This window comes from Corynebacterium tuberculostearicum, assembly GCF_022347385.1.
Classification (GTDB): domain Bacteria; phylum Actinomycetota; class Actinomycetes; order Mycobacteriales; family Mycobacteriaceae; genus Corynebacterium; species Corynebacterium tuberculostearicum_M.
Genome location: NZ_JAKRDT010000006.1, coordinates 55691 through 81021 on the forward strand (window position 1 = coordinate 55691; position 25331 = coordinate 81021).

Below are 25331 nucleotides of genomic sequence, written 5' to 3' on the forward strand. Positions count from 1 at the left end.
CGATTCATAGGGGATGGGCGCATCTCAATTGGGAAACTCAGGAGGATAAACTCGAGGGGAAGAACCCAACCCAAGGAGCCACCATGAACCAGCACTGTTTCCGCCACATCGTAGTGATGGGAGTATCCGGCTCGGGCAAGACAACGGTGGGGGAGGCGCTGTCGCCGTTGGTAGGTCTGGAGTACCGCGATGGCGATGATATGCATCCGCAGGCCAATATCGACAAGATGGCTGCAGGTACACCGCTCAATGATGCGGACCGGGAACCGTGGTTGAAGCAGATTGGTCAGTGGCTCGCGGATAGGCCAGAAGGTGCGATGGTGGGCTGCAGTGCGCTGAAGCGCAAGTACCGGGATTTGATTCGCGAGTACTGCCCAGCCGTGGTGTTCGTTCACGTACACGGCGACTTTGATGTGCTGCATGAGCGGATGCAGCACCGGCTGGGGCACTTTATGCCAGCGTCGCTCTTGCAGTCGCAGTTCGATACCTTGGAGCCGCTGGAAGAAGATGAAACTGGCCGCGTCTTTGATGTGACGCGGCCAGTCGAGGAGATCGCTCAAAAGGCTGCTGCTTGGATTAAGACTGGGGCCTAAAAGAGCGCTGCTACTGCGTAGAGCACCAAGACTAGGGCAAAGCCGATAACGGAGATGAGCACCTGGTTGACCGTCCAGGTCTTCAGTGTGGTCATGGTGTCCATGCCCATGAGGCGGCCGACGAGCCAGAAGCCGGAGTCATTGACGTGGGAGCCGAAGACAGAACCGGCGGCAGTGGCCACCACGATGAGGGCGAGCTGCAGCTCGTTGAAGCCGCCGGCTTCCACGGCGGGAACCATAAGGGCAGCGGCCGTGGTGAGTGCCACGGTGGCCGAACCTTGGGCTAGGCGCAGGGCCACGGCGATGAGGTAGCAGGCCAGGATGACGGGGATGCCGAGGCCGGAAAGCGAATCGGCCAAGGCGTCGCCAATGCCGGAGGTACGCAGAACGCCGCCGAACATGCCGCCGGCACCGGTGATGAGCACGACGGAACAAATGGGCCCGAGTGAGGAATCGACAAGCTTTTCTAGCGCAGTCTTTTCTACGCCGCGGCGCAGGCCCAAGACCACGAGTGCAATGAACACGGTGATGAGTAGCGCGATCGGGGTCTGGCCCAGCATGACAAAGAACCGCACCCACGCGGCGTCGGCATCGATGGTGCCGTTGGAAGCCAGCGCGTTGAGGCCGGTGTTGAAGAAGATGAGCACCATCGGGATGAGCAGGAGGGAAATCACCGTTTGGGCAGAGGCCGGCTTGAGGGGTTGCTCTTCTTCCGAAAGTACCGGGCCGGCGATGGCATCGGTTACTTTGATCGGGAATTTCTTGCCGGAAAGCAGGCCGAAGCGGTAGCCGGAGATATACCAGGTAGGCAGCGCAAGCAGCAGGCCAACGAGGAGGACGAGGCCGAGGTCAGCGCCATAGAATTCGCTGGCTGCAACGGGGCCCGGGTGCGGCGGCAGGTAGACGTGCATGACCGAGAACGCGCCGGCTGCCGGCAGTCCGAAGGCGAGGACAGGGCCATCCAAGCGGCGAGCGACAGCGAAGATGACCGGCAGCATCACGATGAGACCGGCATCAAAGAAAATAGGAAAACCCATAATCAGCGAGGCTAGGCCGAGGGCTAGGGGTGCTTTGGATTCGCCGAAGCGGTGAACCATGGCGTCGGCAAGCGATTTGGCGCCACCGGAGGCTTCCACCAACCGGCCAATCATGGCACCCAGTCCCACCAGCAATGCCACCGAACCAAGGGTGGAGCTAAAGCTTTCTGTCATGGTGGGAACGATGCCTTCGAGCGGAATGCCCGCAGCCAGCGCTGTGAGAGCCGAAACCACCAGCAGAGTGAGAAAAGCGTGGAGCTTGAAGTAGATGACCAGCACCAAAATTACGGCGATGGCGGCCACCGCAATGCCCAGCAGCGGGCCGGTGGATAGTGTAGGTTCCCACGTTTCCATAGAGAGTTCCTTTTCCTTTGCAAACCTTTGAATAATGGAAACGTTAGCAGTGGTCCTGTGCGCTGCCTAAAGCAATCGGCTAAAGGCGACCTACCCAACACGTAGCCGGGTGAAGACAGAAAAATCCCCTAGGCACCGTACTGGGCCTAGGGGAAAGGAGGCGTCAGGCGATTTAGTCGAACTGCCCCTGGATGATAGCCGCCGCATCCAGCGGGGTCACGTGGTAGGAGATGGGGTTCTGGTTGGCGCCGGCCATGAGCGCGCCGGCGCAAGAGTGGCCTGCGCCCATCATGTGGCCCAGCTCGTGGGCGATGGTGCCCTGGACTGCCTCTGGGTACTGGGCATTAGGAATCTTGATGAAGACCATCTTGTGGTCAGGGTAAGCGGCGCCCTGGACGTAGCCGTTTGGGTCGGGCTTGAAGATGATGGCGATGGTGTCATCATCAGCCTCGGAAGGCTTTACTTCCTTCAGGGAAGCCTTACCGTCAAGGGCCTTGTTCCACTCGGCAACCGCGGCTTCCAGCTGTTTGCGGTACGGGAAGCCTTCGACCACCTTGTACTCCAAAACGCCATCTTTGAAGTACGGCTTTACGGAGTCTTCATCGTGGAGGATGGAAGGATCCGGAACCGGCTTGCCATCGTTGGCCAGCTTGGTGATGGTCTTGCAGGTGCCTGGATCAATGAGGGAGCGGACTGGGTCGCTCTTGGCGCTGGCGGCCGGTGCGGCGACGGTGCCAAGGATGGCGGAAGCGGCCAGAGTGGCGGCAGATAGCTTCTTGAAAGAAGGCATAGGCAGTGAGTTACCTTTCGGTTGATTTTAAGGTTCGCTGAGTGCGATATTCCCAGCAATATCCGTGGTAAACGGGACTACATGGGCATCTTATGCGTGCAGGCATATATCAGTTTCTTATTGTCTGCAAAGGGAAAAATAAGAAACTGAGGAACTTACTGCCGCTTTATCGCCTCTTAGTTCAATCGCTCCCCAGTGGTGGTGCTAAACAAATGCACCCGGTCCGGGTCAGGGGAAACATAGAAAGTATCGCCCACCGCATAGCGGCCGCGGGCATCGACCAAAATGCCGGTCTGGCCACCCATCCGGGTCGAGGACTTGAGCACGCCGTCGGCGGAGCTGTTGCCGGCGGCGTCGTTAAGCTCGCCATAGACATAGGTCTGGTTGCCCAGCTCCTCGACGTGCGCGACGGTGAACTTCGCCCCGCCATTGCCGGTATCGCTTAGCTGCCAGTCTTCCGGGCGGATGCCCACCGTGACGGTCTCAACGCCCTCAAAGTTGTAGTTGGCCAGATTGATGCGGGTAGAGCCGATGGTGAGCTCAGAGGAGTTATGGGTGAGGTCGTAGATATTCATCGCCGGGGAGCCAATGAAACCAGCGACGAAAACATTCTGCGGGCGGTCATAAATGGTACGGGTGGTATCTACCTGCTGCAGTACGCCGGCGTTGAGGACGGCGACGCGGTCACCCATGGTCATCGCCTCGGTCTGGTCGTGGGTGACATATACGGTGGTGGTACCAAGGCGGCGCTGCAGGTTAGAGATTTGCGCGCGGGTGGAAACGCGCAGCTTGGCATCCAGGTTGGACAGCGGCTCGTCCATACAGAATACGGCTGGTTCGCGGACGATGGCGCGTCCCATGGCCACGCGCTGGCGCTGGCCACCGGAAAGATTAGCCGGCTTGCGGTCTAACAGGTCTTCCATCTGCAGGATCTTCGCGGCCTCGTGCACGCGGGATTTAATCTCGTTTTTCGGGACCTTGCGGTTTTCCAGCGCGAAGGACATATTCTGCGCCACGGACATATTGGGGTAGAGGGCATAGTTCTGAAAGACCATGGCCACGTCGCGGTCCGATGGGCTGACCCCGGTGACATCCTTGCCGCCGATGCGGATGGAGCCGCGGTCGGTGGGCTCGAGGCCTGCCAGCATGCGCAGGCTGGTGGACTTACCGCAGCCGGATGGGCCGACGAGAACTAAGAATTCGCCATCGGCAATATCCAGGTTGAGGCGGTCAACGGCGGGGCGTTCCGCGTCCTTAGAGTAGATGCGGCTTGCGCCATCGAAGGTGACAGTAGCCATGGTTACCTTTCAGAAACTAGTGGGGAAGGGGAGGGGCTGTGAGAGCCTACTTATTGATGACGGTCTTGACCTGGTTGTCATAGATGGACTGCAGGGTCTTTTGCAGATCGGTCAGGACCTTGGTGACGTCATCGCGGTTGGTGACGATCTTTTCAAAGGCGCCGCCGATTTCCTGGTCCGCGCCGGGGAGGAATACGCGGGCATTATCCTGCGGGCGGGTCTCCGGAAGCTGCTTGATAGCGGTTTCGAAGTTCGGGTTGTCCTTCATGAACTTCTTCTGGTCCTCGTTGTCCACCGCGGTGGAGCGCACCGGCATGTAGCCCACGTTCTGGGACCAGTAGCAGGTGTTTTCTTCATTGGTGATGAAGTCAATGAGCTTGATAGCAGCCAGCTGGCGGTTCTTGCTGATGCCAGCCGGGATGGCCAGGCCGGCACCACCGGTAGGGCAGGCACCGTCGCCAGTCGGGTTAGGCAGGAAGGCGGTGCCGAGCTCGAACTTGGCGGTATCGGTAAGACCTGCCAGGTCACCGGTGGACAAGACGGTGGCGGCGGCGCGGCCGGTGCCGAACTCCATGGCCATGTCGTTGCCCACGTAGGAGTAGCCCTTCTTCTCATCGGTGATGTCCTTGAGCCACTCGACGGCCTTGATGGTCTTGTCATCGGTGAACTTCAGGTCCCACTCATCGGAGTAAGCGCCGCCCTTGGACCACAGCGGGCCCTGGAAGATCCAGCCCAGGTAGTCCACGGCATCGCCCCAGCCAAAAGGCTTCATCTTGGAATCGGCCTCAGCCAGCTTCTTGGACCACTCATCCATCTCATCCCAGGACTTGGGGCCACGGTCCGGCAGGCCGGCCTTCTTCCAGGCGTCCTTGTTGTAGAAGAACAGTGGCGTGGAGCGGGCAAAGGGGAGGGCAAAGTGGCCGCCATCGTACTTGTAGTCCTCATAAAGGGGCTGCACGTAGGTAGACAGGTCGATGCCTGCTTCCTTGGCAAGGTCGTCCACGTTGGCAATCTGGCCATTGATGGCAAAGTTGTACCACCAGACGTCAGACAGCACCACGATGTCCGGCAGGTCCTGGCCGGTGAGTGCGGCGTTGAACTTCTGCGCTGCTTCTTCGTAGTTCTTGCCGGCATCAACGAGGTTGACCTTGATGTCCGGGTTTTCCTTTTCAAAGCGGGAGATGATCTCCTTCTCAATGTCCTTGGAGGTGCCCGGGTGGTTGGACCACCAGGTCAGCTCGGTGACTTCACCGTCGCCGCCCTTGTCGTTGCCACCCTGCGGATTGGTGGACGAGGTGCCGGCACAAGCGGCGAGTGCGGTAGCAGAAGCGGCCGTGGAGGCCAGGGCGAGGAATTTGCGGCGTAGCATGTAGTTCTCCTTAAAAAGCGTGGTTAAGGGGTGGAAAATAAAGCAAGTGGAAACGGCGAGCGTGGGTGGGGAAGAAGCCTTCTAACCCTTCACGGCGCCAGTGGTGAGGCCTTGAATCATGTACTTTTGCAAGGCCAGGAAGATGATCACCATCGGGATGATGGTGAGGATGGTGGCGGCCATAACCGGGCCCCAGTTGGTCACGCCATCGTTGTTTTGCAGCATGGTCAGGCCCACCTGCAGCGGGGCGACGTCCTCGGTATCCGCCATGAGGAAGGGCCACAGGTAGGTATTCCATTCATTGACCATGGTGATGACGGAAAATGCGGTCAGCGTGGGCCACGAAACCGGTAGCAGCACCTTGGTCAGCAGGCGGATGGGGCCAGCACCGTCCATGCGGGCGGCCTCCACCAGCTCATAGGGCAGGGACAGAAAGTGGTTACGCATCAAGAAGGTACCGAAGGCCACGCCGGCCAGCGGCACGATGATGCCCACGAAGGTATTGCGCCAGCCCAAGGAATTGACCAGGGCGTAGTTGGAAATGACGGTGATTTCACTCGGCACCATGAGCGAGGAAATAACCAGCAGGAATACCAGGTGGCGGCCCGGGAAACGCAGGATGGCCAGCGCATAGGCGGAGATGACACCCAGCACAATCTTGATGATGGACAGCACCGCGGTAATAAGCACCGAGTTGCGCAGGTAGGTCCAGAACGGCACACGGGTGGTGGCATCGGAGTAGTTCTCGGTCTCCCACACCGGTGGGAGCCAATTGACCGGGTCGGTATAAATATCGCCCTTGGCCTTAAACGAGGTCATCAGGATCCAAAACAACGGCAGGCCAATGAGCAGCAAGACCGCCAGGATGCCCAGGTAGCCGCCGATGAGCTTAGCGCGGCGGGTAGCGGGGGATTCATCCGTGACCATGTGAAGGGTAGAAGTAGCCATGTTGGGTTAACCTCGCTTATCCATGATGCGGACCTGGATCAGGGTGATGATGAGCAGGATGAGGAACAAGATGGTGGCGGCAGTCGCACCGTAGCCGGCGCGGAAGTTGACGAAGGTCTCGTTGTAGATCTGGAAGACCAGCGTCTGCGTGCCATTGCCCTGCGGGCCGCCGCGGGTCATGACGTTGATGATGTCGAAGACCTGCACGGAGTTGAGCAGCACCGTAATGGACAGGAAGAAGGTGGTATTGCGCAGCTGCGGCATGGTCACGCGCCAGAATTTGCGCCAGCGGCCGGTGCCGTCGATAGCGGCGGCTTCATCCAATTCCTTGTCCAGGCCCTGCAGCGCCGCCAAGTAGATGACGAAGGTATAGCCCAGGTTCTTCCACACAAAGGTGAAGGTCACCATGAACATGGCCCAGCCCGGTACGGCGTAGAAGTTGGGGGAGTCCACGCCGAACCAACCCAGGATTTCCTGGATGAGGCCAAAATTGGGGTCGAAGACGAATTGGAAGGCAATGCCGATGGCCGCGCCGGAGATGGCATAGGGGGCAAAGACCACCGAGCGCGCAAAGTTGCGGCCCTTAATGTTCTGGTTGAGCAGCAAGGCCAGCGCTAGGCCGATAACCATGGAGCCAATCACCGCGAAGAAGGTAAAAACCAGGGTGTTGAGCACGATGGTCTTCGTGTCATCGCGGCTAAACCACTCCACATAGTTATCCAAGCCCACGAAGGTGGAGGTGGGGCTGGAGATATTCCAATTGAAAAAGGAGAGGCGGATATTGTCCAGCAGGGGCCGGTAGGTAAATACGGCCAGCAAGATAAGGTTCGGCGCTAAGAGCGCCGCGGCCAGCAACCATTCTTTATGGCGGTTGCGCTTGGCCTTGCGGACAAGCGCCGCGGAATCACCGGGGCTTTCCGCGCGTGTGGGAGATGCGGTTGTAGTGCCGGCGCCACCGGCACCGAGAGAGTCTTCCTGAAAAGTCACTCGGTCAATCTAGGGCGGGCAGGTGACACCCAGCTACACAGAAAACAAACTTCTGATGAATAATAAGAAGCCGATGAGTTAAAGGTAGACACGTCATCGAATATTCTATAAAGCCGCAGCGCAACCTCCTATGGCGCTGTTCGCTCCACCGTCCAACTATGTCCGGCATTACAAAGACGCTTCGCTTGTCGACGCCCACCTTCCTCCCACCCCACTACACTGGCCCCCACAATCCACCGCGAGCCCACTAGGAGGAAGCATGTCTGTCCGTACCGTTTGCAGCAACTATGACTCCGTCAAGGATTGGCAGGAGCCGCTGTATAAGGATCTGCACCAGCACCCGGAGCTATCCATGCAGGAAGAGCGCACGCTGGGCATCATCAAGGACAAGCTTGCCGATCTCGGCTTGAAGTAGGCGGCGGGGTGGTCGGTGTTTTAGAAAACGGTGCCGGGCCAACCGTCATGCTGCGCGCGGATTTCGATGGCCTACCAGTTAAGGAGGCCACCGGCCTGGATTATGCCTCCACCGATACCGCCGTTGACCAGGAAGGAAACACGGTCCCCGTCATGCACGCCTGCGGCCACGATTCCCACGTGGCCAGCCTGCTGGGTATGGGCGCGCTCATGGCGCAGGCCACTGACCAGTGGTCCGGCACTCTGCAGCTCATTTTCCAGCCGGGCGAGGAGATTGCCGCCGGTGCCCAGTCCATGGTGGATGACGGACTTGTGGACAAGGTCGCCACGCCGGACGTAGTGCTCGGCCAGCACGTCTTTGCCAGCAACTTTCCCGCCGGCACCGTGGCGCTGGCCTCCGGCCCATTCATGTCCACCGCGGTAAGTATGGACGTCAAGGTTTATGGCCAAGGCTCGCACGGCTCCATGCCGCACCTCAGCGTTGACCCCGTGGTACTGGCCAGCGCCATCGTCATGCGTTTACAGACGGTCATCTCCCGCGAACTCAACCCATCCGAATTCGGTGTGCTGACCGTGGGAGCCATCAACGCCGGTTCGAAGGCCAATATCATCCCCTTCGAGGCCAACCTGAAAATCAATGTGCGCGCCTATAGCGAGCAGGTACGCGATAAAATCACCGGCGCCATCGAGCGCATTGTCAATGCCGAGTGTCAGGCTGCCGGCAGCCCGCAGCCGGCCGAGTTCAGCTACCACGATTCCTACCCGCTTACCAGCAACGATGAGGACTCCACGGAACGCCTTAAGGAAGCCTTTGTGTCCTACTTCGGCACCGACCGCGTCCTTGATGCCGAGCCCCTCACCGCCTCGGAGGATTTTTCCACCATTGCCCGCGCTTTCGGCGCTCCCTACTGCTTCTGGGTATTTTCCGGCCGCGAAGAAGAAAAGGATGTCCCCAACCACAGTCCGCACTTCGCTCCGCTGCTCCAGCCCACTCTGCGCACCGGCACCGAAGCCCTTATCTCCGCTGCGATGAGTTACCTAGGAAACAGCTAACCGAAGCGCAGCATTCGGCCGCACGGCTCCAATAGGGTGTGTGGCCATTCCTTTTGGGGGTTAAGGGTCAAAAAGTGTGTCCGGAATCGCGGATTTTCACGGATTGACCTGTAGGTTTCCGGAAAGTATATGCTCCGGAAGCATATATCTAGCCCCCGACGGGAAATCCTCGGTGTGGCAGCCGTGATGTGCTATGCGCGGCGTGGTGTGGTGTCGCAATGTCGAAGAACCAACCACGCTGCCACTGCGGCGGTGAAATGAAACGCAACGGCACCACCAGCAAAGGCACCACCAGATGGCGCTGCAAACAATGCGGCGCCTCCAGCGTCAAACGTCGAAACGACATCACCAACGCGGCAGTGTTCACCCAGTTCATCGAGCATTGCACCACCGCAATATCACTCGACGACCTAGCCAAACGAAACGGTGTTAGCCGCGCCACCATGAAGCGGCGCTTCAAGTGGTGCTGGCTCGTTGATGTGTCTGACCCCACCGCCGGCCACCACAAGCGGATCTACGACCAGGTATTTCTCGATGGCACCTACACCGCCGGTGGCTGCCTGATCGTCGCGGCGACCATCGACCACGTGATCGCCTGGCACTGGTGCAAACACGAAACCACCCGCGACTACCAACTGCTGCTTGAACGCATCGAAGCCCCACTCATCGCCGTCATCGACGGCGGCCAAGGCGCATACAGCGCAATCAAAAAGTGCTGGCCGACTACGAAAATTCAACGCTGCCTCGTCCACGCCCAACGCGTGGTCCGCCGCTACACCACCACCAACCCACGCACCGATGCCGGGCGCACCATCTACCGACTTGCGCTGAAACTGACCCGGATCACCACACTGGATGAAGCCGCCGCGTGGGGTGTGCAACTGCACGAGTTTTCAACGATCTACCGGGAATGGATGAACGAGAAAACCATGATCAAAGACCCCAAAACAGGTGCATGGACCCGCGTGTGGACCCACCACAACGTGCGCAAGGCCTACAACAGCCTCAACCATCTTTGGCGGTCCGAGATGCTGTTTGTCTACCTCAACCCGCCAGCAGGAGTCCTTGCGCCCGAGCGGATCAAATCCACCACCAACAGCTTAGAAGGCGGCATCAACGCCCAGCTCAAACTGCTCGCCAGAACCCACCGCGGCAGATCAGGCGAACGACAACGCCGCATGCTGGATTGGTGGCTCTACTTAAAAACGGAACTGCCTGACGATCCAGTACGAATCGCCAGGCAGTCCGACTGGGGCCAGGGCCAACTCGCCAAAGTATCCACCCTGACCCAAACCGAGAACCAAGCCGACCACGAAACAGGACGCCCAGCCCTCTACGACAACGCTATCGACACCGACTACACCCACTCAATCGGCATTCAAAAAGGCCAAATCTAACCCCCGCGACACGCCGAGCCAGACACACATTTTGACCCTTAACCCCCTTTTGGCATGCGCGCTGTATGAGGTGGCGGGGGTAGCCCGTAGGATCTATAACCGCGAATTTGAGCCATGCACCGCTTTCCGACGCCTTCTCCTTCCCCCACGCCCCAACCTGCAGACCCCTAAAACAGCTCCAACGCCCGGGCCTCGCTTGGGGCCACAGGGCGCTGGAACTGGTTCTCTCTATCTCTCTTGCGTTCTCTCGAACACGTAAATTAAAGATAACGCGCTAGGCTGCCATAGGTCTGGTATTTTCCTGTGAATATAGTGGCAATCATTTGGCGGAGGATAAAAACAGCTCAATCAGGTTACGGGTATCAAGGTGGAGGCTTTTGGATCGATGAGCCTGATTCACAAGAGGCTTCTTTTGCGTAAGATTCTAGGGAAACTACAAGCGCGCTATCGGGTTGGGGTCGACAAGTCTTTAATTGTGCGCCAAGAGCAGTGTCAGAGGAGGAGAGATGGCACAACAATTTGATCCGGAGATGCATCGGCAAATGGGTGTCGAGGCGGACGTTGTATTGCGGGTGGGAATGCTCCTAATGGGGGCCGGCACCTCTGGTTATCGCGTACTTAGAGGGATGAAACGGAGTGCGCGAGCATTGGGGTTTGACCATCTAGATGCCACAGTGGGTCTGACGCAGATTACCTGTACGTTTCACCGCGGCGAATACTTCCGGACGGTCATTGCTCGGCAGCATTCGCCCGCAGTTGATGCCTCTCGGATTGAAGCCTTGGAAGATTTAACCCACAATCGCCTCTACGCAGGGATCACCGCTCAGGAATTAGCGGCGATGCTGGATACTATCGAGCATAATGTCAAAAAGCGCTGGGGCGGTCTAACTCTTTCTTTCGCTGCCGCGATCGCATGTGCGGCGTTTGCGTATCTTAATTTTTTCCCGCTGGAAGCAGTGGGGTTGGTTGCTTTGGCGGCGTTTGCGGGCCAGTTTGTTCGTTATACAGTTCTCCACCGTCACGTTCATCAAATTGGAGGAGTGATTGCTGGTGGTGCGACGGCAAGCATAGTTTTCTTCTTGTTGACGGAATTTTTCGGGGCTATAGGTTCGGTGGAGCCCAGTGAATTGTCCTCGGGCTTTGTAGCAGCTGTTTTATTCTTGATTCCTGGGTTTCCACTTTTCTCTGCTTTGATCGACATAGCGCGATTTGATCTTGATGCGGGGATTGTCAGATTGGGGTACGCCTTTACCGTCATATTCACGGCGGCTTTCACGGTCTCTATGGTTAGCTGGCTGACAAAACTTAGTCCTGACCCACCTGCACCTGTGCAGGATATGCAATGGTTTCTGTTGGCGCCGCTGGCAAGTTTTCTGGGCATTGCTGGGTTTGCTTTTCTTTTTAACTCTTCTCGCCGCATGGTCTTAGTAGCGGCGTGCGTTGGAACCGTGGCAAATGAGCTTCGTTTGATTCTAATTCACGCGGGAACAACCATTTTCTTTGCAGCCTTTGTGGGTGGATTAATCATCGGGTTGCTGGGGGCAGTAGCTTCTAAAAGGGCGCGTCTTCCTCGTATTACAACCACCGTTCCGGCCGCGGTGATTATGATCCCAGGGGTGACAATGTTCCGGGCGGTGTTTTATTTGAACGATGGTCAGATGGATCAAGCGTTGGCCAATGTGGCAACTGGAATGATGGTAGTTGGATCTATTGGTGCCGGTTTGGTGTTTTCTCGCTTGCTTACTGATAAGGATTGGGCCTTGGGTCGCCTCATTGATTTTGATAAAAAGCTTCCGCAACGGCCTTCTTCCGCATGATGCCTAGACTTTAGCTAGGGAAACGCCCGTGGCCCCAGTTCCTTTCGGAGCTGGAGGCCACAGGCGTCTCTCATGTCGTTTCCATGTATCGGCATCTGCCGCCCTGTGGAAACTGCAGGGGTTCTCTCTATCTCTCTCATATGCGCTCTCTCAAACGCACAATCTCAGTATGGGGCACTGGGCTGTAGCGGCCATGGGGTCCGGCTGTTGGGTTGCTGTTAGTGGCTGGGAAAGGGGTGGGGAGGGCGTCGGAAAGCAGGTCTGGGGTGGAGATGTGCAACATTGGCGCGTGAAAGTGACGTAGAACATAGTTTGTTTCTGTAGGGTGGAAGATATGCGCGCAGTCAGGCTGCGCCGTTTCACCTGCTTGTAGAGCTACAGAATCGAGGTGAGGAGCATGTCTCCTCTCACAGCCCAACCCCCAACCAAGGACGTTGTGCCGGCGCAGGTAGAGGATGCGGAAGAAACCAGGCGCCAGCATCGTTCGGCCATTAAGGCGGCGTTTATTGGCACCTTCATCGAGTGGTTCGACTATGCGGCCTATATCTATATGTCCGCGATTATCTCCCGGGTGTTCTTTCCGGAGATGGAAGGTCGCCGCGCGCTGATTATGACGTTTGCGCTCTTCGCGCTGTCGTTCCTGGTGCGGCCCTTGGGCGGCATCGTGTGGGGTCACTTTGGTGATAAATACGGGCGCATCCATACGCTGACGGTGTCTATTGTGATGATGTCGGTGGCAACTGCGTGCATCGGTTTCCTGCCGGGCTATGCCACCATCGGCTTTGCCGCCTCCATCTTGCTATTGCTGTGCCGCATGGTGCAGGGCTTTTCCGCAGCCGGTGAGTATGCGGGCGCGGCCACGCATTTGTCTGAGATTGCCCCGGCCGGCAAGCGTGGCATCTATTCGGCGGTGGTGCCCTCCGCGACGGCCTCGGGCTTGCTCTTGGGCTCGCTCATTGCGGCGCTGCTGACTGGAGTCCTTGATGATGCCGCCCTGGATTCCTGGGGTTGGCGTGTGCCATTCCTGATTGCGCTGCCTTTGGGTCTATACGGCCTGTGGATTCGCCGCAACACGGAGGAGTCCTCTCACTTTGAGGACCAGGATGAGCCAGAGGAGTCTCCGCTGCGCGAGGTTCTGAAGTACCCCAAGGCCCTGGCCATTGCCTTTGCGGGCGCGGTGCTCAACGCCATTGGCTTCTACGTCATTTTGACCTACCTGCCCACCTACCTTTCGGAGGAGCTGGGCATGGCCGCGACGCCGGCGTTTATCGCGTCCTCGGTGGCGTCCGCATTCTATGTGGGCTTTGCCTTGCTCACCGGCATGCTTTCGGATCGTCTTGGTCGCCGCACGACGATGCTGTGCGCGGCCGCCTTCATGGGCGCGACCATCATTCCGGCCTTCATGCTTCTCGATGGCGCGGGGCTCCTCCTCGTCATTATCATTCAGGTCTGCTTGGGCGGCGTGCTGGCGCTTAACGACGGCGTCCTGCCCTCCTTCCTTTCCGAACAATTCCCCACCCACGTGCGCCTGTCCGGCTTCGCGTTGACGTTTAATACCGCCAACGCTGTATTTGGCGGTACCGCACCGATGATTGCCACGTGGCTTATTGACGTCACGGGCCTGCAGCTCGCCCCCGCCTTCTACTTGGTGGCCGCGGCGCTGGTGACCGGCATCGCAGTTCTCTTCGCGTCGAAGAAGAATAAGCTGCACGGGTAGTACCGTGGAGCCGTGTAAAACGCCTGCGGCCCTCGGAACCTAAAAGGAACCGAGGGCCGCAGGCGTCTCTCTCTACAAGGTGTTCCCATGTCTCGGCTTAAAGCCGCCCTCTGGAAACTGAGGGGTTCTCTCTATCTCTCTCGTATGCGCTCTCTCAAACGCATGATTTAAGTATGGGGTACGGGGCTGCTACTGCAATGGGTTGCGCCTGATAGGTCGCTGCGAGTTGCTGAAAGTTTACTGTTAGCCGCGTCTGCCCATTGCGCCTAGTAGTCGTAGCTTTCGGCGGTATTGGCATCCGCTCCAATGCGCTGCAGGTGCGTGCGCCGCTTCAAGCGGATGGCTGGGCGGGCTGCCATGCCCAGGCTGCCGAGAAGGTAGAAGACGGTGGCGACCATTGACATGCCGGCCAGTGTCAGCACTGAGCCAAGGATGAAGACCACAGAGATGGCGATGTCATTGGCGATGGAAAACGTCTCGTACTTGTTTTTAATTTTGATTTCGTTGTTCTGCCCGAGCTTTATCTTTAGGTCGGGGTCCTTTTCCTGTACTGACTTGATGTCTCCCACCCTGCCAGAGAGGAAAAGGCCTTGTCGAACCATGTTTTAGTGGGATTATTGGAACATTCCCCAGATGGTGGCAAAGAGCACGATAAGACCCATGATCGCCACGAAATAGTTGGTCTTATTGCTCCGGAACCGCGCCAATGCCTCCACGCGGTAGATGACCCAGATGGGCAGCAGGTAGGTCATGAAGGCGAAGAAGACGCCGCCCACGACGGAAATCATATCCAGGATGGAGGGGTTGAAAATGCCCACCAGGGAGGTTGAAACAAAGATGAAGAGGTAGGTCCACAGGTCGAGCGTGCGCGTAGACATCTTCTTCGTGGCCTTTGGCGCGGCCAGGTTGAAGAGGTATTGGGTGCCCTCGATGGTGCCAAGTGCGTGGCCGAAGTAGGAGGAGGCCACCGCACAGATCACGACGATGGGCGCCATGTAGGCCATAAACGGCGTGCCGGTTTCGTTGGCGAAGTAGGAGAGTACCGGCAGGTTCTTGTCATTAGCCTCCTGCATGCCGTCCGCGCCCATGGCCAGGGCGCAGGACCAGACGAAGAACATGGTGAAAATGGTCAGCAGGATGGCGGAGTTGCGGATGACTTTATCGGACTGCGCGTGGTGGTCCGCACCGTACTCCTTCTCCATGCCCAGGGAGAACTGGGAGATGGCGGCGACGAAGGAGAAGGAGAAGACCAAGACTGGAAGGATGAGGATGATGGCCTTGAGGACGCCGCCGGCGCTGTGGTCGCCGGCTTCCAGGAAGGAGCCCAAGTCCCATTGTGGGATGAGGTAGAGCGATACCGCTGCGAGCGCCACGATGAGCGGGTAGACCACGAACTGGGCAATCTTGAGCATGATGGCGTTGCCAAAGGCGAGCGCAAGTGTCATGAGGCCCACGCACAGTGGCGCCAGGATGTAGCGGGAAATTTCCGGGCCGCCCAGCTGGTTAACGATGAAGCTATCGACCGTATTCGTAATCGATACGCCGTAGATAAGTACCACCGGGAAGATGGTGAACCAGTAGATGATTGCCAGGATGATGCCATTGCCGCGGCCGAAGAAGTGAGTGAGTACCGCGAGGACGTCCTCGCCGTGTAGCGGGGAATAGCTAATGATCCAGGAGAACGCGCGGTGGGCTAAGTAGGTCATCGGGAAGATGAGCAGGGTGGCCACCAGCAGCGGGATGAAACCGAAGCTACCGGCCGAAATCGGCAGGAAGAGGATGCCTGCGCCCACGGCAGTGCCGAAGAGCGTGATGGTCCATTGGCTATTGACGGCCTTATTAGTGGTCACCTGGCCGCTGGGTGAAGTACCTGCACCGCCAGTGGTGGGTGGGCTGGCTGGTGAAGCGGGCGCATTCGCAGTCGTGTGAGACATAGAATTCATCCTCCAGTGTTTGTGAATGGGGTAACATACACAATCTATCTGAAGGTTTTGGCGAACGAAAGCAAATTTGTGATCTAAGTTAAATAAATGTTAAAGACCGCCGCACCGAGGGTGGTGCAACGGTCTTTGGGAATCTTGTTAAGTTTCCGCAGCTAGTCCGCGATCAGGTTTTCTTCCTTTAAGAAGTCCAGCGCTACGGTGGTGTAGTCCTCGCCATCGACGTCGACGCGGGCGTTGAGGTCCTGCATCTTTTCGTCGGTAAGCAACTGCGAAAGAGGAGCGAAGAGCTCTTCAATCTCTGGGTGCTCGTCCAGGGCCTCGGTGGGAGCATCTGGAGCGGAGTGATGACGTGTATGGGGAGGGGGAACATGAAGGAAGGCCGCTGCACCGTTTGATGGTGCAGCGGCCTTTTGAAGTGACTGGCTAGGAAACTGTGTCCCTAGGACAGAAGTGGGGAGTTCTTAGAACAGGCCCTCAGCCTTCTTGCCGGTGTCCTTCATGGTGTGCTCGCGGGAGTCAACGTTCTGGTCGTTGTGCTTGGAGTCATCACCCTTGATGCGGGAGGTCTGGGTTACCTCGATGTTGTTGATGATGCGGCCTTCCTTGGTGTTGCCATCGCCGAAGTCCAGGTTTGCGATGCGAGCCTCTTCGCCAGCGTTAATCGGGTTAGCCAGGGTTACCTCGAAGGAGCGGGTGGAGGTCTTCTCGTTGAAGCCCAGGTCACGGATGTGAGCGCCGTTGGAGGAACGCGGGGTGATGAGGCGGTCAACGCCCTTCGGGCCCTTAGCGGTCTTCACGTCAACGCGGAACTGGGTAGCTGGGAACTCGCCGTAGTAGCGCTCAGAGCCAACGTTCTTGGCACGGACTGCGACGGTGCCTGCGAAGCCAGCGTGCTTAGCGCCGGAAACGGTCATGTAAGGCTCCAGGTCGAGCTTGTGCTTGGAGTCCTTCTTGTCCTCCTTGGCGTCAACCTCTTCCTGCTTCTTCTTGTCAGCAGCCTCTTCGTTCTTGCCCTCTGCCTCAGAAACCTTCTCGGTTGCTTCCTTGGCGTTGCCCTCGGAGTCCTTGATTACCTCTGCGTCAGCCTCGAGGTTCTTGTCCTCTTCCACAACCTTCGGGTCGTTGACGTCGGTGGTGTTCTGAGCGTCCTTGTTAGGAGCGTAAGAGTCAGACAGCTTGTCGTACAGCTTGACGCGAACCTCGTTCTTTACCGGCTGCATTGCGTTCCATGCGGTCGGGGTGGACCAGGTGCCGTTCGGCTTGCAGTACTGCTGGGTACCGGTCATGTTCAGCACGCGGAAGCCGTAGGTAGCCTCGCCGGTGTGGTTTGGCGGAACGTCGTAAGGTCCAATGGACTGGCCAGCCTCCCAAGACAGGGAGTAGGAAGCGCTAGCGCCAATCTTGGTAGCGATCTCGTGGGAGATGCCTGCGGAGCCTTCTGCGCCCTTGTGGGAGCCCTTGCCGCCCAGGTTCATGGACGTGGTCTCGGTGCGGTCACCGTTAACGGAAACGGAGATGGACTGGGACTTGGACAGATCCTGCTGCAGCGGGATGTCCTTCTTGGTCTGGTTGGTGGTGGAGATGGTGCCGGCCGGTAGGAAGCGATCGGAAACCTTGTAGACCACGGTGCGGTGGTCCTCCCACGGGTTACATACCGGGCGAGGGTTCAGGACGTTCGCCTTCATGTGGTCGGAACCGTGGGTGGTGTGGATGATTGGCAGATCCGGGTTCAGGGCCGGGGTCTCCGGGTAGGACTCGGTCTGGGTAGCTGCGCCAGCCAGCGGTGCCGCGAATGCGGTGCCGGCGACGATGAGGCCGGCGGTCAGGCCGGTCATGCGACGACGAATCGACATATAGAACTTCTCCTAGGCAGGTAGAAAATGAATGAACTTATGAATGAAATCCAGCAACTCTCAATGTTGCGCTAAGAAAACGCTAAAACAGGCTAAGAATTAATTCATCTCTTAGATGTCTATATATTTGCCACCTCGGCGGGTGGGTATTTTTTATATAGACCAATCTGTTTATTGGTGTTTGTTCCCGCTAAGCGGTCGATAGTGCGTGAAAAAATATTGATGAATGATTGTCTATACAATCGAGAATCGACACGAAGGCAGTGGGCCCCTATATGGGGGTGTTTTGGCGGCCTTTGGAAGGGGTTTGGGGCCCTGCCAAAAGGTTGTGGACACGTCACAATATGCGTCGTACGCTGCATTTAAGCGGGTAGGGAAGGGTTATAAAATGCTTTGTCATGAATGTTACGTGACATAAGTTATAGGCGTTTACATGGCAGAGGTTGGTGCGTTTCGCAACAGAAACCTGTTGGGCCTTCTTCTGAGGGAAAGCGCGTGGGGCTAGAGTAGGGCTGATTCGACAATCAGCATGAGGGCCGCAGAGATGGCAACGATGATGACGATGCGGTTGAGGAGGTGCCTATCTATAAATCGATTGAGGTGGTTGGCGGCAATGAGCCCAACGACAACTAGGGGGAACTAGGCCGCCGCGGTGGTGACCTGGGCGCCGCTGATCTGCCCATTGAACGTCAGAATTATAAGAGAAATTAAGGTTCCGAGGACGAAGGTGCCCGCTAAGGTGCCGCGGGTCCGGTTCGGATCAAAACGCTTCATAATCAACGCCATGGGAGGGCCGCCGATGGAGGTCGAGGTGCCCAAGATGCCGGAGGCTACGCCAGCGATGAGCGTATTGGCGGTGGTTGGGCGAGGGCTCCATCCCAAGCTGGATAGCGTCATGGCAAGGAGGACGGCGCAACCGATGAAGATGGACAGTCCATCGGGGGACAGGCTCGCGATTGCCCAAGCACCTATTAAGGAACCGGGAATGCGGGCGAGGGAAGAGATGCCGACGACGCGCCAGGACGTCTCGCGGAAGGTGCGCGAGAGCGTATAGCTGGAAATGCACAGTGCGAGCAGCAGAATGAGGGTGGGCACGAGCTCAGGTCGAATGAGCGCGATAATGGGCGTGGCAATGGTGCCTAAGCCAAAACCAATGGTGCCCTGAGTAATGGTGCCAGCGAGGATGAGGAGGCCAATGAAGAGAGAGGACCATACGTCCGCGGAGATTCCCAGAAACATAACGAGGGTTAAGTGTATCTGGGCCAAGCCTGCATACAGAAACTATTAGAGGCGGGCGGTGGCCTTCTCATTGGCGGCGATTTCCTCCAAGCGCTCGGCCGGGCACATGCCGGCAACGATGACCGCGGAACCACCAGCGGCTAGGGGCTCGAGCACGGCGCGGGAGAAAGACTCATTATCGGACCAGCCGGTAGAAAGCAGGCGCTCGGCAGATGCGGGGGCATCGACAAGCTGGGGCAGTGGTTGAGTTTCGCCAAAGTACTGATCACCGTAGAAGCGCACGGTGGGACCAAAATCGATGGCGCCGGTGGGCAGCTCCCCGCCGGACTCTACGACGCCGCGGCCAAAGGGGTCCTCGCTAATGAGCACAATGTCGGCCTGCGGCTGGCGCTCGTGGGCGGCCGAGTAGCGGGAGGGGGAGGTAAAGACGACGTCGGCAAGCGCGGCAGACTCGCCAAAGCTATAGGAAGGGCCGGCGGCGAGCGCGCCCAAGGCCACAACAGCCGCCTGCCACGAGGAAGGGAGATCGATAGCGATGGTGGAATCTTCCTCTAAGTCGAGTTCTTCTTCCAGCATATTGGCGATCTTGGCTACCCAATTGTCGAGCGTTTGCGCGGAAAAATCCATGCGCGCACCGGTGGACTCGTTATATACGGTTAGCCGCGGGGAGGCGGCGTCGGCACGCAAAAGATGGGCGAGTAGTTCCATACCCGCCCATCGTAGGGGAGAAGTGCTAGTTCACGCAGCGCGGGCCGTCGCCGCCGGCGTCAATCTCCGGGGAAACCTTGGCGGTACCGAAGTCATTGCCCGGGGTGCCAACCGGCTGGCTGGACTTATCTTCCTCCGGCTGCTGGGCGCTGGCCTCTTCATCGGAAGGTCCCTGGTAGTCATCGGTAGCAACCACGATGAGGGTGTCATCATCGAGCTGCGGATTCTCTGCCACCGGCAGCCCGCCCAGCTTCTTGGCCAGGGCCTTAGCTTCCTTGCTCGATGGATCGGCGGCGACGACCTGCGACTCGCTGTAGATGCCCGGCTGCGCATTGGCGGAGCGCTCTACCGTGTATCCCTTGCCCTCCAGCCAGGAGCCGATGCCGGAGGCCAAGCCATCAATATTGCCAGCGTTGAGGACGTGAATATTGATATTCGGATCGACGTCCTTGTCCTTCTCCGCCTTGTCCTGCTTGTCCTTATCCTCGGCCTTGGACTCATCGGTGGCTTCATCGTGGGTCTTGGCCAGGTCATCCATGAAGCGGTGGACCTCGGCGGCATCGATGGTGACGATGGATTCGCCATAATCGCCCTGGCCGTCGATGGAGGTCACCGGGATAGTGGTGAAGGTGACATTGCCGCCGGCCAGGCCTGCGAGCTGGGTGACAAAGCCCATGATGTCCCAGCCATCATCGATGACTACGGAGCGCTCCACGGCCTTGGCAATCTTAGACAGCTTGGAAGGATTAGCCAGGGTGTCATTGTCCAGGATCTTATTGACCAGGGACGCCATGTAGGCCTGCTGGCGCACGATGCGGTCGAGGTCGCCGCGCGGGAGGTTATAGCGCTGGCGCACGAAGGCTAGCGCCTTGGCGCCGTCGAGGGTCTGCTTGCCCTTGCTGAACTTAGCGCCCGACATGTCATCATCAACGTCATCGTTGAGGCAGACATCTACGCCATCGACGGCGTCGGTTAGCAGGGTAAAGCCCAACAGGCCTACCTCGGCGTAGTGATCAATAGACACACCGGTCAGGGTGCGCACCATGGCCAGCAATCCTTCGCGGCCGGCTTCGACGCCCTGCTTTTCGATGTCCTTATCCGAGTGCGGCTTCTTTTTACCCTTAGCCTCCGCCTCGGCATTTTCCTGCTCGAGCTCTTCCTCCTTGGCGTTCTTGTGGGAGGCGAAGACAGCATTCATCTTCATATTGCCGTAGTCCGGATCCTTGACATAGGTATCGCGCGGAATGGATACGGCGGTGGCGCGGGAACCGTCCTCCGGAACGCGTATGAGCATCATGGTGTCGGTATTTTCCTCACCATCGGCCACGCCGGCGTGCAGATCCGCCAATTCCTTCTCAGAGAGGGGATCGCCTTTGGCGTCGGTACGCGAATCCTTGCCCACCAGCAAGATATCCACTGCGCCATCGAGCGAGTTGCCGGACAAGCCTTGGCCGTCCAGGGACAAGTCCGTGGCCGAAGACATGCCATTATCCAGCCGGCCCACGGTGGCATAACCCACGCCGGATACCACCAGGATTAAGGCGGACACGAGGGCCACGATCGTCTTGATGGCCGTGGAACCTTTTTGCTTTACCGCACTAGCGGCAGAGGGCGCCGGCTGGATGGTGCGCGCCCGGCGAGTGTTCTCAGAAGTCACAAGTGGAGGCTTTCTAGATTGGTGGGGATCTGGAGACAGTTTAGGGCAGAAAAGCCAAAAATTAGTGATCCGCGTCCGATTTCGCGTGTTCGGGCAGTGTCCCTGCCCAGTGCGAGGAGCGCCTGTGACTAAGCTCGGGGCCATTGTGACTACACCAAATCAATCCCCGCTGGCCGTGATCACCGTGACCTATAGTCCCGGTGAATACCTCGGTAGTTTTTTGGACTCCCTGCCGGGCGCCTGCGCCCGCGGCACCAAGGTCGTGCTTGCGGATAATGGCTCCACCGACGGCGTGCCCGAGGCCGCGGCCCGCGAACGCGCCGGGGTGGACTTTCTCGATACCGGCGGGAATATCGGCTACGGCGCTGGCATGAATGCGGGTGCCCGCTTCGCCCGCGAGCACGGTGACGTGGATGAGGAATTTTTCCTTATCTCTAATCCCGATGTCACCTTTACCCCGGGATCTATTGACCAGCTCATCGAGTGCGCCCGCCAGTGGCCGGATGCTGCGGCCGTGGGCCCGCGCATCGTGGAACCGGATGGCAGCAATTATCCCTCGGCCCGCGCCGTGCCCACCGTGGCTACCGGCATTGGGCACGCACTCTTTTCTTCTATCTGGCCGTCCAATCCATGGTCGCGCGCCTACCGCGATGAAGCCGATATGACCGCCCAGCGCCCGGCCGGATGGTTATCCGGTTCCTGCCTTCTTGTGCGCTGGGAGGCCTTCGACGCCATCGGCGGGTTTGATGAGCGCTATTTCATGTACCTCGAAGACGTGGACCTAGGAGATCGCTTCACGCGCGCCGGCTACCAAAACATCTTCTGCCCGGAGGCCGTCATCAGCCACGCCAAGGGGCATTCCACCCAAGCGCACGCCGGAGCGATGCTGCGCGCCCACCACAACTCCGCCTATCGCTTTCAGGCAGACCGCCACCCCGCATGGTGGCAGGCCCCGCTGCGCGGCGCGTTGTGGCTGGGGCTGCGAGTCCGCGGGCTGATTGCCTCAGCCTCGGCACGTTCTTAAGGCCCGGTGCGCGTGCCGTTGACCTGGATTGCGCGCCATACGCTCTACACTGTCCCTCAGAAAATCACAGAATAAAACTGTCCGCATACATAAGGAAGACTATGACTGAAGCAGCCACCACCCACGGTGCCAGCACGGATGCAGTGATTCTCGTCGGCGGCCGCGGCACCCGCCTGCGCCCACTAACCATTGGCACGCCGAAGCCGATGCTGCCGACGGCAAACTACCCGTTCCTGCAGCACCTGCTCGCCCGCATCAAGGCCGCCGGCATCGAGCACGTCGTCATGTCTACCTCCTATAAGGCCGAGGTCTTTGAGGAGTACTTCGGTGATGGCTCCGAGCTGGGCCTGGAGATCGAGTACGTGGTGGAAGAGACCGCGCTGGGCACCGGCGGCGGCATCCGCAACGTCTACGACAAGCTGCGCAATGACACGGTCATGGTCTTCAATGGAGACGTGCTCTCCGGCATGGATCTGGAAGGCATCCTCACCACGCACCATGACAAGGACGCCGATGTCACCATGCACCTGCTCAACGTGGCTGACCCGCGTGCGTTTGGCTGCGTGCCGACCGACTCCAACGGCCGTGTTACTGCGTTCCTAGAAAAGACCGAGGATCCGCCCACCAACCAGATCAACGCCGGTTGCTATGTATTCAAGCGTTCCGTCATCGAGTCCATTCCGGCCAACCGCGTTGTTTCCGTGGAACGCGAAACCTTCCCAGGGCTCCTGGAAGAAGGCCGCTTGGTTGTAGGCCACGTAGACAATTCCTACTGGCGCGATATGGGCCGCCCGGATGACTTCACCCGTGGTTCCTCTGACCTGGTACGCGGCATCGCGCCTTCCCCGCTGATTGAGGGCAAGACTGGTGAATCCCTGGTGGATCCCTCTGCTGGCATCGCTGGTGGCGTGCTGCTGCTGTCCGGTACTGCCGTGGGCCGTGGCTCCGAGGTGGGCGCGGGCTCCCGCCTGGAGGGCACCGTTGTCTTCGACGGCGTGCGCATTGAGCCAGGCGCCATCATCCACAACTCGATCATTGCCTCCGGTGCCCACATTGGCGCCAACGCGGTCATTGAGAACTGCGTCATTGGTGAAGGCGCCCACATCGGTGCACGCTGCGAGCTTCTCGACGGCATGCGTGTCTTCCCCGGTGTTTCCATCCCCGATGCCGGCGTGCGTTTTAGCTCCGATGCTTAACGCTTGTGCAGTGGTCTGGGCGCTGCACTAGGTCCAGCTGACATAGGCCGAACTGAGGAAAATAGAGCCTCGGTTCGGTCTTTCTTTTTAGGGGGCACCTAGCCCGCCTGTCCGCACCGGCCGACATGGTGCGGAATCAGTGCGAACGCGGAGGGATGGATCCCTTCTTTGCGGGGTTGTGCGCGCGACACGCCGGGATTTCCTGAAAATTGTTGACAGAAAAACGGGGTACCACTACATGTAGTACCCCCTACCTATACCCCCACAGGGGATCAGTTGTTACGGATGTGACGGATGGGGATCGTGTGCTGCGTTTTTGCCGGAAAGCGCGAAGAAGCCGCCAATTCGGGTTGACGATATTTAGTGATCCGGTGTGAAATTACATCAGTGAAAGAAACAGCGGCCGGCGCCGTTACTTCCACACCATCCCGGCGGGGCTACCCAAAGAGAATGTGGTGTACAGTCGGTCGCACTGATGAGAATTACCCAACCTCGGAGAAAGGAAAAGGCGTGGACAAAATGGCTAATAACAACGCCATTCTCCGTGGCGGTGCTGCTGCAGAGATGTCGCTCGATGAACTCTTCGGTGCCGTCGAGCAGGAGTGGCAGGACCAGGCGCTGTGCGCGCAGACCGACCCTGAAGCATTCTTCCCTGAAAAGGGAGGCTCTACCCGCGAGGCCAAGCGAATCTGCCAGGCCTGCGCGGTGCGCGATGAATGCTTGGAGTACGCGCTGGAGCACGATGAGCGCTTCGGTATTTGGGGCGGGCTATCTGACCGTGAGCGCCGCCGCCTCAAACGCGAGATTGGATAATTAAGGTGTCCAGTAAGGCCCCTGGCTAGCACGCAATGTGCGGCCAGGGGCTTTTCTGCTGCGCCGCGAAATTTACCGGGGCTACCAGCTATAGCGCGGGTCCACTTCTTCGGGGTCCAAGTTGAGGTAGTTGGCCACCAGCGCGGTGATAACGGTACCCAGGAGCTCGGAGCGCTCGGACGGGGTGGAGGCGCGTTGTTCGATGGGCATGCGGAAGATGACCAAGCGTGCGCGGGTGGGCTGGCCCTCGGAATCTACGCCGGCGGGAACCACGCGGCCGAGGGGAACTGGACCATCGGCGATAATCTCATCCGGTAGCACGGTCATATCGGGCGAAAGCCGCATGCGCGGGATAGTGTCTACAGCCAAGTCGAGGCCCCGCAATTGTGGCGCGAAGGCGTTTTGGATGGGGGCATAGGCCTCCAATACGGCCATGTCGAAGTGCTCGCGCGCGCTGCGGTAGCGCGGGGTCTGCTGGGGGAGGAGAGGTCCGCGCATGCCGTGGCCGTGGCGGTTGCGGGCGGGTCGGATATGCGGGCGAGCGGCGGTCATGACCTTGATTCTAAGGTGCTGGCGGGCTGGATTTAGCGGAGCCACGCCGGGGCGAAGACTATCTAAATCTCAACTAAGGGTTTAGACTTATGCGCTGTGACTATTTCTCGCCATTGCTCCCGCCCAGGCTGCGGCCGCCCCGCCGTGGCGACATTGACCTACGCTTACGCGGACCAGACGGCCGTCGTTGGGCCGCTGGCGGAAGAGGAAAACCCACACAGCTGGGATCTGTGCGCCACCCACCGCGACCGCATCTCCGCCCCTGTGGGTTGGGAGCTGGTGCGTGTGGACCGCATCGAGCTGGATGAGGAAGATGACCTGATGGCCCTGGCAGAGGCGGTCAAGGAAGACGGCCGCGTGACCACCGGCTTGGTCGATGACCGCAGCGCCGGCTCCGGTGCAGACCCTATCGACTATTCCGCGACCTTTGATGGAGCGGATCCTGCCAATTCGAATCACCCGGTCTTTCGCACCCGCCGCGTGGCTTATGCCAAAAAGGCGCGCCGCGCGCACCTTTCGGTCGTGCCCGATGAAACGACGCCCGCGGAACCGGAACAGGACTGACACGAACC

The 25331-nt window shown here is 58.8% G+C and carries 22 protein-coding genes and 1 pseudogene; 9 read left to right on the forward strand and 14 right to left on the reverse strand.

The features are described from left to right. The first annotated feature begins 83 nt into the window (after positions 1 to 83). Positions 84 to 593 carry a gluconokinase gene (locus MHK00_RS04800; RefSeq protein WP_250410718.1) on the forward strand — a complete coding sequence of 170 codons (510 nt, stop codon included), beginning with the start codon at positions 84 to 86 and terminating at the stop codon, positions 591 to 593. Here the strand turns inward: MHK00_RS04800 and MHK00_RS04805 are convergent. From MHK00_RS04805 to MHK00_RS04830, 6 genes are all read right to left on the reverse strand, one after another. Beyond that, positions 590 to 1984 (reverse strand): GntP family permease, encoded by a 1395-nt coding sequence (locus MHK00_RS04805; RefSeq protein ID WP_250410719.1) that lies wholly within the window; start codon positions 1982 to 1984, stop codon positions 590 to 592. The two genes, MHK00_RS04800 and MHK00_RS04805, sit on opposite strands and share 4 nt — an antisense overlap. A 172-nt stretch (positions 1985 to 2156) precedes the next feature. Then, complete coding sequence (locus MHK00_RS04810; RefSeq protein ID WP_250410720.1) at positions 2157 to 2774, reverse strand: zinc metalloprotease; 618 nt, start codon at positions 2772 to 2774, stop codon at positions 2157 to 2159. A gap of 176 nt (positions 2775 to 2950) precedes the next feature. Continuing rightward, positions 2951 to 4072 (reverse strand): ABC transporter ATP-binding protein, encoded by a 1122-nt coding sequence (locus MHK00_RS04815; protein WP_250410721.1) that lies wholly within the window; start codon positions 4070 to 4072, stop codon positions 2951 to 2953. Positions 4073 to 4118: 46 nt separating this feature from the next. Continuing rightward, complete coding sequence (locus MHK00_RS04820) at positions 4119 to 5441, reverse strand: ABC transporter substrate-binding protein (RefSeq protein WP_250410722.1); 1323 nt, start codon at positions 5439 to 5441, stop codon at positions 4119 to 4121. A gap of 81 nt (positions 5442 to 5522) precedes the next feature. Continuing rightward, positions 5523 to 6368 carry a carbohydrate ABC transporter permease gene (locus MHK00_RS04825; protein ID WP_049378801.1) on the reverse strand — a complete coding sequence of 282 codons (846 nt, stop codon included), beginning with the start codon at positions 6366 to 6368 and terminating at the stop codon, positions 5523 to 5525. A 27-nt stretch (positions 6369 to 6395) separates the two neighbouring features. Continuing rightward, positions 6396 to 7376: a carbohydrate ABC transporter permease gene (locus MHK00_RS04830; RefSeq protein ID WP_204609954.1), complete on the reverse strand. Its 981-nt coding sequence runs from the start codon at positions 7374 to 7376 to the stop codon at positions 6396 to 6398. Between the two features lie 259 nt (positions 7377 to 7635). On the opposite strand from MHK00_RS04830, the pseudogene MHK00_RS04835 reads away from it, so the two are divergent. The 4 genes and pseudogenes from MHK00_RS04835 (at position 7636) to MHK00_RS04850 (ending at position 13774) form a co-directional block, all read left to right on the forward strand. Continuing rightward, positions 7636 to 8843 (forward strand): annotated as a pseudogene (locus MHK00_RS04835) (amidohydrolase). 218 nt (positions 8844 to 9061) lie between these two features. Further along, complete coding sequence (locus MHK00_RS04840) at positions 9062 to 10240, forward strand: IS256-like element IS1249 family transposase (RefSeq protein ID WP_250410723.1); 1179 nt, start codon at positions 9062 to 9064, stop codon at positions 10238 to 10240. A 506-nt stretch (positions 10241 to 10746) separates the two neighbouring features. Continuing rightward, a complete protein-coding gene (locus MHK00_RS04845) occupies positions 10747 to 12057 on the forward strand; it encodes a threonine/serine exporter family protein (RefSeq protein ID WP_005322450.1) in 1311 nt (436 codons plus the stop codon). A 397-nt stretch (positions 12058 to 12454) separates the two neighbouring features. Further along, on the forward strand, positions 12455 to 13774 hold the full coding sequence (locus tag MHK00_RS04850) for an MFS transporter (protein WP_250410724.1): 1320 nt from the start codon (positions 12455 to 12457) through the stop codon (positions 13772 to 13774). Positions 13775 to 14040: 266 nt separating this feature from the next. Here MHK00_RS04850 and MHK00_RS04855 read toward each other — a convergent pair whose 3' ends face one another. From MHK00_RS04855 to MHK00_RS04885, 7 genes are all read right to left on the reverse strand, one after another. Continuing rightward, a complete protein-coding gene (locus tag MHK00_RS04855) occupies positions 14041 to 14376 on the reverse strand; it encodes a YrhK family protein (protein ID WP_250410725.1) in 336 nt (111 codons plus the stop codon). Between the two features lie 12 nt (positions 14377 to 14388). Beyond that, positions 14389 to 15708, reverse strand: a complete 1320-nt coding sequence (locus MHK00_RS04860) for an amino acid permease (protein WP_250410726.1) — start codon at positions 15706 to 15708, stop codon at positions 14389 to 14391. Positions 15709 to 15869: 161 nt separating this feature from the next. After that, positions 15870 to 16031, reverse strand: a complete 162-nt coding sequence (locus tag MHK00_RS04865; protein WP_285439605.1) for a glycine betaine ABC transporter substrate-binding protein — start codon at positions 16029 to 16031, stop codon at positions 15870 to 15872. 147 nt (positions 16032 to 16178) lie between these two features. Beyond that, positions 16179 to 17570 carry a hypothetical protein gene (locus tag MHK00_RS04870; RefSeq protein ID WP_250410728.1) on the reverse strand — a complete coding sequence of 464 codons (1392 nt, stop codon included), beginning with the start codon at positions 17568 to 17570 and terminating at the stop codon, positions 16179 to 16181. A gap of 639 nt (positions 17571 to 18209) precedes the next feature. Continuing rightward, entirely contained in the window at positions 18210 to 18809 is a 600-nt protein-coding gene (locus tag MHK00_RS04875; RefSeq protein WP_366512261.1) for a sulfite exporter TauE/SafE family protein, read from the reverse strand. 45 nt (positions 18810 to 18854) lie between these two features. Further along, entirely contained in the window at positions 18855 to 19517 is a 663-nt protein-coding gene (locus MHK00_RS04880; RefSeq protein WP_250410729.1) for a TIGR03089 family protein, read from the reverse strand. A gap of 25 nt (positions 19518 to 19542) precedes the next feature. Continuing rightward, positions 19543 to 21174 (reverse strand): LCP family protein, encoded by a 1632-nt coding sequence (locus tag MHK00_RS04885; protein ID WP_250410730.1) that lies wholly within the window; start codon positions 21172 to 21174, stop codon positions 19543 to 19545. 124 nt (positions 21175 to 21298) lie between these two features. On the opposite strand from MHK00_RS04885, the gene MHK00_RS04890 reads away from it, so the two are divergent. The 3 genes from MHK00_RS04890 to MHK00_RS04900 all read left to right on the forward strand — a co-directional run bounded on the left by MHK00_RS04890 (position 21299) and on the right by MHK00_RS04900 (position 24207). Further along, positions 21299 to 22198 carry a glycosyltransferase family 2 protein gene (locus MHK00_RS04890; RefSeq protein ID WP_250410731.1) on the forward strand — a complete coding sequence of 300 codons (900 nt, stop codon included), beginning with the start codon at positions 21299 to 21301 and terminating at the stop codon, positions 22196 to 22198. A gap of 101 nt (positions 22199 to 22299) precedes the next feature. Further along, entirely contained in the window at positions 22300 to 23394 is a 1095-nt protein-coding gene (gene manB, locus MHK00_RS04895; RefSeq protein ID WP_005326610.1) for a mannose-1-phosphate guanylyltransferase, read from the forward strand. Between the two features lie 564 nt (positions 23395 to 23958). Further along, positions 23959 to 24207 (forward strand): WhiB family transcriptional regulator, encoded by a 249-nt coding sequence (locus MHK00_RS04900; RefSeq protein ID WP_005528147.1) that lies wholly within the window; start codon positions 23959 to 23961, stop codon positions 24205 to 24207. Between the two features lie 81 nt (positions 24208 to 24288). Here MHK00_RS04900 and MHK00_RS04905 read toward each other — a convergent pair whose 3' ends face one another. Beyond that, on the reverse strand, positions 24289 to 24759 hold the full coding sequence (locus tag MHK00_RS04905; RefSeq protein ID WP_250410732.1) for a metallopeptidase family protein: 471 nt from the start codon (positions 24757 to 24759) through the stop codon (positions 24289 to 24291). A 96-nt stretch (positions 24760 to 24855) separates the two neighbouring features. On the opposite strand from MHK00_RS04905, the gene MHK00_RS04910 reads away from it, so the two are divergent. Next, on the forward strand, positions 24856 to 25323 hold the full coding sequence (locus MHK00_RS04910) for a DUF3499 domain-containing protein (RefSeq protein WP_150850639.1): 468 nt from the start codon (positions 24856 to 24858) through the stop codon (positions 25321 to 25323). The last annotated feature ends 8 nt before the right edge of the window (positions 25324 to 25331 follow it).